The following is a 6,146-nucleotide window of genomic DNA, read 5'->3' on the forward strand; positions in this document are numbered from 1 at the left end:
GTTTTCATCCACACCCTGCCCCTGTCTGCCGGGGGCTTTACCGCCCACCCGAGGCTTGACAGCCTGGGGAGGCGAGTCTAACGCAAGGCGCCATGAGCACACCCCGCTTCCCGCCCTCGCCCCGCCGCCCCGTCAACAACCAGGGCCCGCTGCGCGTCCTGCTGCTGGAGAACATCCACGCCTCGGCCCAGGAGATGCTGGCGTCGGAGGGCTTCCAGGTGGAGCGGCTGTCCGCCGCGCTCAAGCCGGAGGAACTGGCGGAGCGCCTCAAGGGCGTGCACCTGTTGGGCATCCGCAGCAAGACGACGGTGCCGGAAGGGTCGCTGAAGTACGCGGACGACCTGCTGGCGATTGGGGCGTTCTGCATCGGCACCAACCAGGTGGACCTGCTCGCCTCCAGCGTGCACGGCGTGCCGGTGTTCAACGCGCCGTTCAGCAACACGCGCAGCGTGGCGGAGATGGTGCTGGCGGAGGTGGTGGTGCTGACGCGCCAGCTCTTCGACCGCAGCCGCGAGGTGCACCAGGGGCAGTGGCGCAAGGTGGCCACGGGCAGCCACGAGGTGCGCGGCAAGACGCTGGGCATCATCGGCTACGGGCACATCGGCTCGCAGCTGGGCGTGCTGGCGGAGTCGCTGGGCATGCGCGTCCTGTACTACGACGTGATGACGAAGCTGCCGCTGGGCAACTCGCGGTCGGTGCCCACGCTGAACGCGCTGCTGGCGGAGTCGGACTTCGTGACGCTGCACGTGCCGGCGCTGAGCTCCACGCACCTGCTCATCGGTCCGGAGCAGCTCCAGGCGATGAAGCCGGGCGCGTGCCTCATCAACGCCAGCCGCGGCACGGTGGTGGACATCCCGGCGCTGGCGCAGGCGCTGCGCTCCAAGCACCTGGGGGGCGCGGCGGTGGACGTGTACCCGGAGGAGCCGGAGGGCAACTCGGACGGCTTCGTGACGGAGCTTCAGGGGCTGCCCAACGTGGTGCTCACGCCGCACGTCGGCGGCTCCACGGAGGAGGCGCAGGCGTCCATTGGCAAGGAGGTGGCCACCTCGCTGCTCAAGTTCGTCAAGGGCGGCGCGACGACGGGCGCGGTGAACTTCCCGCAGGTGGAGGCGCCCATCATCCCGGGCACCCACCGCATCATCAACGTGCACCGCAACACGCCGGGCGTGCTGCGTGACATCAACCGCATCGTGTCCGACCTCAACGCCAACATCCACGCGCAGGTGCTGAGCACCGACGCCAACGTGGGCTACCTGGTGATGGACCTGGACCAGGACGTGTCCCAGCAGGTATGCGACGCCATCGCCGGGCTGGAGACGGACATCAAGACGCGCATGGTGTCCTGAGGCGCGCGGCGAGCCCCCGTCGTGGCGGGGGCTCGCGAGCGTGTCGCTAGTTCTGCACGGTGAAGCGGATGGCGAGGGGAATGCCCCCCAGGCCGGTGGCCGCGGCCCCGCAGTAGGGGCTCGCTCGCAGCGCGTGAGCGCCCACCGTGACGGGCAGGCCTACCGTGTAGGGCGCGCCATTGTCCGTGGAGGAGGCAGCATCCAGGACGAAGCGGACGCTCCCCACGACGGGCTCATAGGTCGTGGCCTGGATGACGGGCTGCCTGACGCCCTGGGCCATCAGATCGCTGAGGTCGATGATCTGGCCATTCTCGAGGGGCGAATAGCCGGGCACGGGCCCCCCCGTGGCCCTGTCGACGAGCGAGAAGGACTCCACCGAGGTCACCATGCTCGGAAGCACGGGCGAGTTCGCGGTGATGGTGAGCGTGTCGCCCGAGAAGGTCCTGACCTCGAAACCCGGGAATTTCTCATGGTAGGTGCGCACCAGGTCCTGCAGCGTGCGCAGGGCGACCAGTTCCCCCAGGCGGACGGCGCTGTCGTGGTCACTGCGCCAGTGCACGCCCGCGAAGAGCCGGGCCACGCCGATGTTCGAGGCCAGCTTGTCCAATTCGTCGAACATCATCAGCGTGCCGCCCGTGTAGCTCACCAGGGAGCTTCCCGTATCATTGGCCATTTGAGGATTGCGAACCGGGAAGTCCTTGAAGAAGGCCTTGAGCATCGTCACCCCTGCCCCGATGTAGGCAGAGTGGCCTGAACCGTAGGCAGGGTGGAGCGGCGAGCCTTCAGGGAAGGCCTGGGGCAGGAGGTAGGTCCCTCCACCGGGAAGGTCGCGCTGCCTGTTGAGCTCGGTGTTGTTGCTGAACACCTGCGCGAGCACGGGCGACGACAGCAGCTCCGTGTGGATGGGATAGACTTGGCGGCCAGAGAGGTGGTTGTCCACGTGTCCGCCGAACTCCTCCGGGCGCAGCCTGCGATGAACCAACCACTTCTGATACCAGTCCGCTTGCAGGGCGGTAGTCGTGACGAGCGTGGAGGCTGACAGCGCGTCGGCATTCCCGAGCGTCACGAAGGCTTCCTGCTTCGCATAGGAGAGGTAGGGGTTCAGGGCATCCGAGGCCAGCGGGGAGCTCTTGGGGTCCGGGTCGTAGCTTCCATTGGGCAGGAAGTCCCCCTGACGTGCGATCAACAGCGCGGCGCTCAGGGTGGCCTGGAGGGGATAGTCCGTGTGGACATACTCGGCCAGGGCACGCGCATTGTAGAGGTAGACCCGGTTGTTGAGGGCATTGCTCACGTAATCATCCTCTTGATCGATGAGCCCTCCATTCAAGGTGGGAACCTGGCCGTTCTGGATGTCCAGCCACTCCTCATACTGCGTGACGCGGTCATCCCCTGCCCGCCGTTCAAGGAAGAGCTGCTCCAGGACCTGATGACCTGTCGGCTCGCTCCTGAAGGTGATGAAGGGGCCCGCGCTGTAGGGAATGGACTTGAGCAGGAATTGCGAGACGAAGGGACCTCGGCGGGCTGGAGCGAGGTCCCCCCGGAAGACGACGTCGGGCGTGACGGTCCCCGCCTCCGTCTTGGCTCCTCGATACTGCCGCAGGCTGTTGAGCCGCTGGGCTGCCGTGGTGATGAGGGTCGTTGTTGCGTATTGATTGAAGCTGACGTCGCGCACGAGCGACATCCAGTAGAGTTCTTCCATCTCATCCGCGGTCTCGACGCTGGAGTACTCGGGTGCCGGCCGGATGGCCAACGCGTGGGGATCCGGGCCGATCAGCGTGAAGGAGTAGGCCGCCTGTGGGTTGACCAGCTTGCGTGTCCCTCCGAGCGGGATGTTCTCGAAGTCCATGGCACTTCCGGAAAGCAGCGCGGCCAGCATCGCCTGGTAGGCCGTCGGGTCCACCGTGCCAATCGCGTCGTGCGGCAGCCCCTTGCTGTAGTTGGCGAAGTGGGTGGGATGGCGCAGCTCGTCCCCATTGTTGGGGTGCGCTGGCAGCGGTCGGCTCCGCTGGAACAGTGCCGCATCGATGCGGACCTGCCTGGCGAGATCCGCGCGCGCGGCATTGCCTGCCGGCGCCTGGGCCCAGGAGAGCCCGGGAACCGACAGCCCCAACAGGAGCAAAACAGAGGAGACATGGTTTTTCATGGACCTGCCTGACTGAGAGGAATCCAGGTGCTCGAGCAGGGATGAGATTGTTTCCATCCCCATTGGGCCCATGGATTTGCCTCTCAACAAGCCGCCTCCCCCGCCAGGGCCGGTGTGCCCATGCGGACACTCCACCCACGTCAGCGTCTACAACCCTCTCACGCTGGACAGTCCCTCACGCCATTTGGATTGTCTCCACGGCATGCCCGGCTCTCTCAGACATCCAAAATCTTGCCAGGATTCAGGATGCCTTCCGGATCCAACGCGCGCTTGAGGGTGCGGAGCAGCTCCAGCTCCCCGGGCGCGCGCGTGTAGCCCAGGTAGTCCTTCTTCAAGAGGCCGATGCCGTGCTCGGCGGAGATGCTGCCGCCGTGCTTGCGCACGAGGTCGAACATGGCGTGGTCCGCCTGCTTCGCGTGCGCGAAGAAGTCCGCCTTCTCCACCGCGTCCGGCTTCATCACGTTGACGTGCAGGTTGCCGTCGCCAATGTGGCCGAAGAGGCAGATCTCCCAGCCCGGGTAGCGGCTGGCGAACACGGCGTCCAGCTCCGCGCAGAACGCCTCCAGGTTCGCCACCGGCAGGGAGATGTCGTTCTTGTGCAGCATGCCCGTGGCGGAGAGGCTCTCGCTGATGGACTCGCGCAGGGACCACAGCTCCGCGGCCTGCCCGGCTCCTTGCGCCTGGGTGCCGTCGGTGACGAGGCCGCGCTCGAAGAGGGACCCAAGCCACGCCTCCACCGCCGCCGGGTCGCCGCCCTCCGACTCCAGCAGCACGTAGCAGCCGCTGGGGGCCTCGAACGGTGAGCGCAGCTTGCGGTGGCGCTGCACGCGGGCCAGGCACCTGTCGGTGAAGAACTCGTAGGCGGACAGCGCGAGCGGGGCCTGCCGCGCGTCGCGGAACAGGCGCAGCACGGCGGCCACGTCCGGCACCGCGAAGAGGAAGACGTCCTGCTTGCCCGGCAGGCGCGTCAGCTTGAGCGTGGCCTCCGTGATGACGCCCAGCGTGCCCTCGCTGCCGATGAAGAGCTGGCGCAGGTCCACGCCGGTGTTGTTCTTCTCCAGCGCGCCGTTGAGCTCCAGCACCTGTCCCTGCGCCGTCACCACCTGGAGCCCCAGCACCCACTGCCGGGTGAGGCCGTAGCGGATGACCTTCACGCCGCCCGCGTTGGTGGCGATGTTGCCGCCCACCGTGCTGCTGCCCTTGGAGGCGAAGTCCACCGGCCAGGTGAGCCCGTGCGGAGCGCAGTGCTGGTGCACCCCTTCCGTCACCGCGCCCGCCTGCACGCGCACCGTGTTGCCGAGCAGGTCCACGGGCTCCATCCGGGTCATCCGCTTGAGCGACAGCACCACCTCGCCCTTCGTGGCCACCGCCCCGCCCGCGAGCCCCGTGCGCCCGCCGGAGGGCACCACGGCGACGCGGTGCTGGTGGCAGAGCGCCAGGAAGCGGGCGACCTCGTCCGTCGTGCGGGGGAAGGCCACCGCGCCCGGGGCGGGGGCGTACACGCGCGTCCAGTCGCGGCCGTACTCCTGGAGCTCCGCGGGCTCCCGGGTGAGGAAGTCGGCGGGGAAGGACTCGGCGATGGCGCGGAGGAAGTCGGCGGGCAGCGCGGGGGTGGACATGGCTCCAGGCCTATTTCACGCACCCCGGCGTGACAAGTCCGGCGATGGTTTCGTTGGGCGACAGGCAGCCGGCCTGTCAGGACGTGGGCTCGCCCTTGATGAAGGCCAGCAGGTCCGCGTTGATGACGTCCTTGTTGACCGTACACATGCCGTGGCTGAAGCCGGGGTAGACCTTCAGCTCCGCGCCCTTGATGAGCTCCACCATGAGCCTCGACGCGCCGTTGAGGGGGACGATCTGATCATCGTCCCCATGCATCAGCAGCGTCGGCACGTCGAACCGGGCGAGGTCGGCGCGGAAGTCCGTCTCCGAGAACGCCTTGATGCACGCATATTCGGCGTTCAGCGCCCCCATCATGGCCTGGAGCCAGAAGCTCTCGCGGACGCCCTCCGACACCTTCGCGCCGGGCCGGTTGTAGCCGTAGAACGCCAGGCTCAGCTCCTTGAAGAAGCTGGAGCGGTCGGTGCGCACGCCGGCGCGGATGCTGTCGAAGACGTCGAGGGGCAGCCCGTTCGGGTGCCAGTCCGTCCTGGTCATGATGGGCGGAACGGCGCTGATGAGCACCGCCCGGGCCACGCGTGAGGTGCCGTGGCGCCCGATGTAGCGGGCCACCTCGCCGCCCCCCGTCGAGTGACCGACATGGATGGCCTTGCGCAGGCCGAGCGTGGCGGTCAGCGCGGCGAGATCATCCGCGTAGGTGCTCATCTCGTGGCCGTTCCGGGTCTGCGACGAGCGGCCATGCCCCCGGCGGTCATGCGCGATGGTGCGATAGCCATGGTCCGCCAGGAACAGCATCTGGTCTTCCCAGGCGTCGGCCGTCAGGGGCCAGCCGTGGGAGAAGACCACCGGCTGGCCATGCCGGGGGCCCCAGTCCTTGAAGTAGAGCTGGGTGCCATCCCGGGTGGTGAGGTAGTACCACTTGGTCACATCCGAGAGGGCAGCTCAGGCGGGGCTCTGGGGTTGATGGCTCTGTTGCAGAAGGGGCAGGTGCCAATCTGCCCGAGCAGGAGGGGCTGCAACGCGCGTCGCACCATCGGCAG

The 6,146-nt window shown here is 67.7% G+C and carries 4 protein-coding genes; 1 reads left to right on the forward strand and 3 read right to left on the reverse strand.

All coding sequences use genetic code 11. From position 1 onward, the window contains the following. Positions 1 to 92: 92 nt before the first annotated feature. Positions 93 to 1,346 (forward strand): phosphoglycerate dehydrogenase, encoded by a 1,254-nt coding sequence (gene serA / locus D7V93_RS35800; RefSeq protein ID WP_120647630.1) that lies wholly within the window; start codon positions 93 to 95, stop codon positions 1,344 to 1,346. A 46-nt stretch (positions 1,347 to 1,392) separates the two neighbouring features. On the opposite strand, the gene D7V93_RS35805 is transcribed toward serA, so the two are convergent. The 3 genes from D7V93_RS35805 to D7V93_RS35815 all read right to left on the reverse strand — a co-directional run bounded on the left by D7V93_RS35805 (position 1,393) and on the right by D7V93_RS35815 (position 6,033). Next, positions 1,393 to 3,489: a vanadium-dependent haloperoxidase gene (locus tag D7V93_RS35805; protein WP_147451518.1), complete on the reverse strand. Its 2,097-nt coding sequence runs from the start codon at positions 3,487 to 3,489 to the stop codon at positions 1,393 to 1,395. A gap of 215 nt (positions 3,490 to 3,704) precedes the next feature. Further along, on the reverse strand, positions 3,705 to 5,108 hold the full coding sequence (locus D7V93_RS35810) for an FAD-binding oxidoreductase (protein ID WP_120647632.1): 1,404 nt from the start codon (positions 5,106 to 5,108) through the stop codon (positions 3,705 to 3,707). A 76-nt stretch (positions 5,109 to 5,184) separates the two neighbouring features. Beyond that, the gene (locus D7V93_RS35815; protein WP_120647633.1) at positions 5,185 to 6,033 is read right to left on the reverse strand and encodes an alpha/beta fold hydrolase; all 849 of its coding nucleotides are present in this window, start codon (positions 6,031 to 6,033) and stop codon (positions 5,185 to 5,187) included. Between the last annotated feature and the right edge of the window lie 113 nt (positions 6,034 to 6,146).

This window comes from Corallococcus llansteffanensis, from assembly GCF_003612055.1.
In the GTDB taxonomy this organism is placed as follows: domain Bacteria; phylum Myxococcota; class Myxococcia; order Myxococcales; family Myxococcaceae; genus Corallococcus; species Corallococcus llansteffanensis.

Coding starts and splice junctions, on each gene's coding strand:
- serA (WP_120647630.1), top strand. CDS start 93: ATGAGCACACCCCGCTTCCCGCCCTCGCCCCGCCGCCCCGTCAACAAC.
- D7V93_RS35805 (WP_147451518.1), bottom strand. CDS start 3,489: ATGAAAAACCATGTCTCCTCTGTTTTGCTCCTGTTGGGGCTGTCGGTT.
- D7V93_RS35810 (WP_120647632.1), bottom strand. CDS start 5,108: ATGTCCACCCCCGCGCTGCCCGCCGACTTCCTCCGCGCCATCGCCGAG.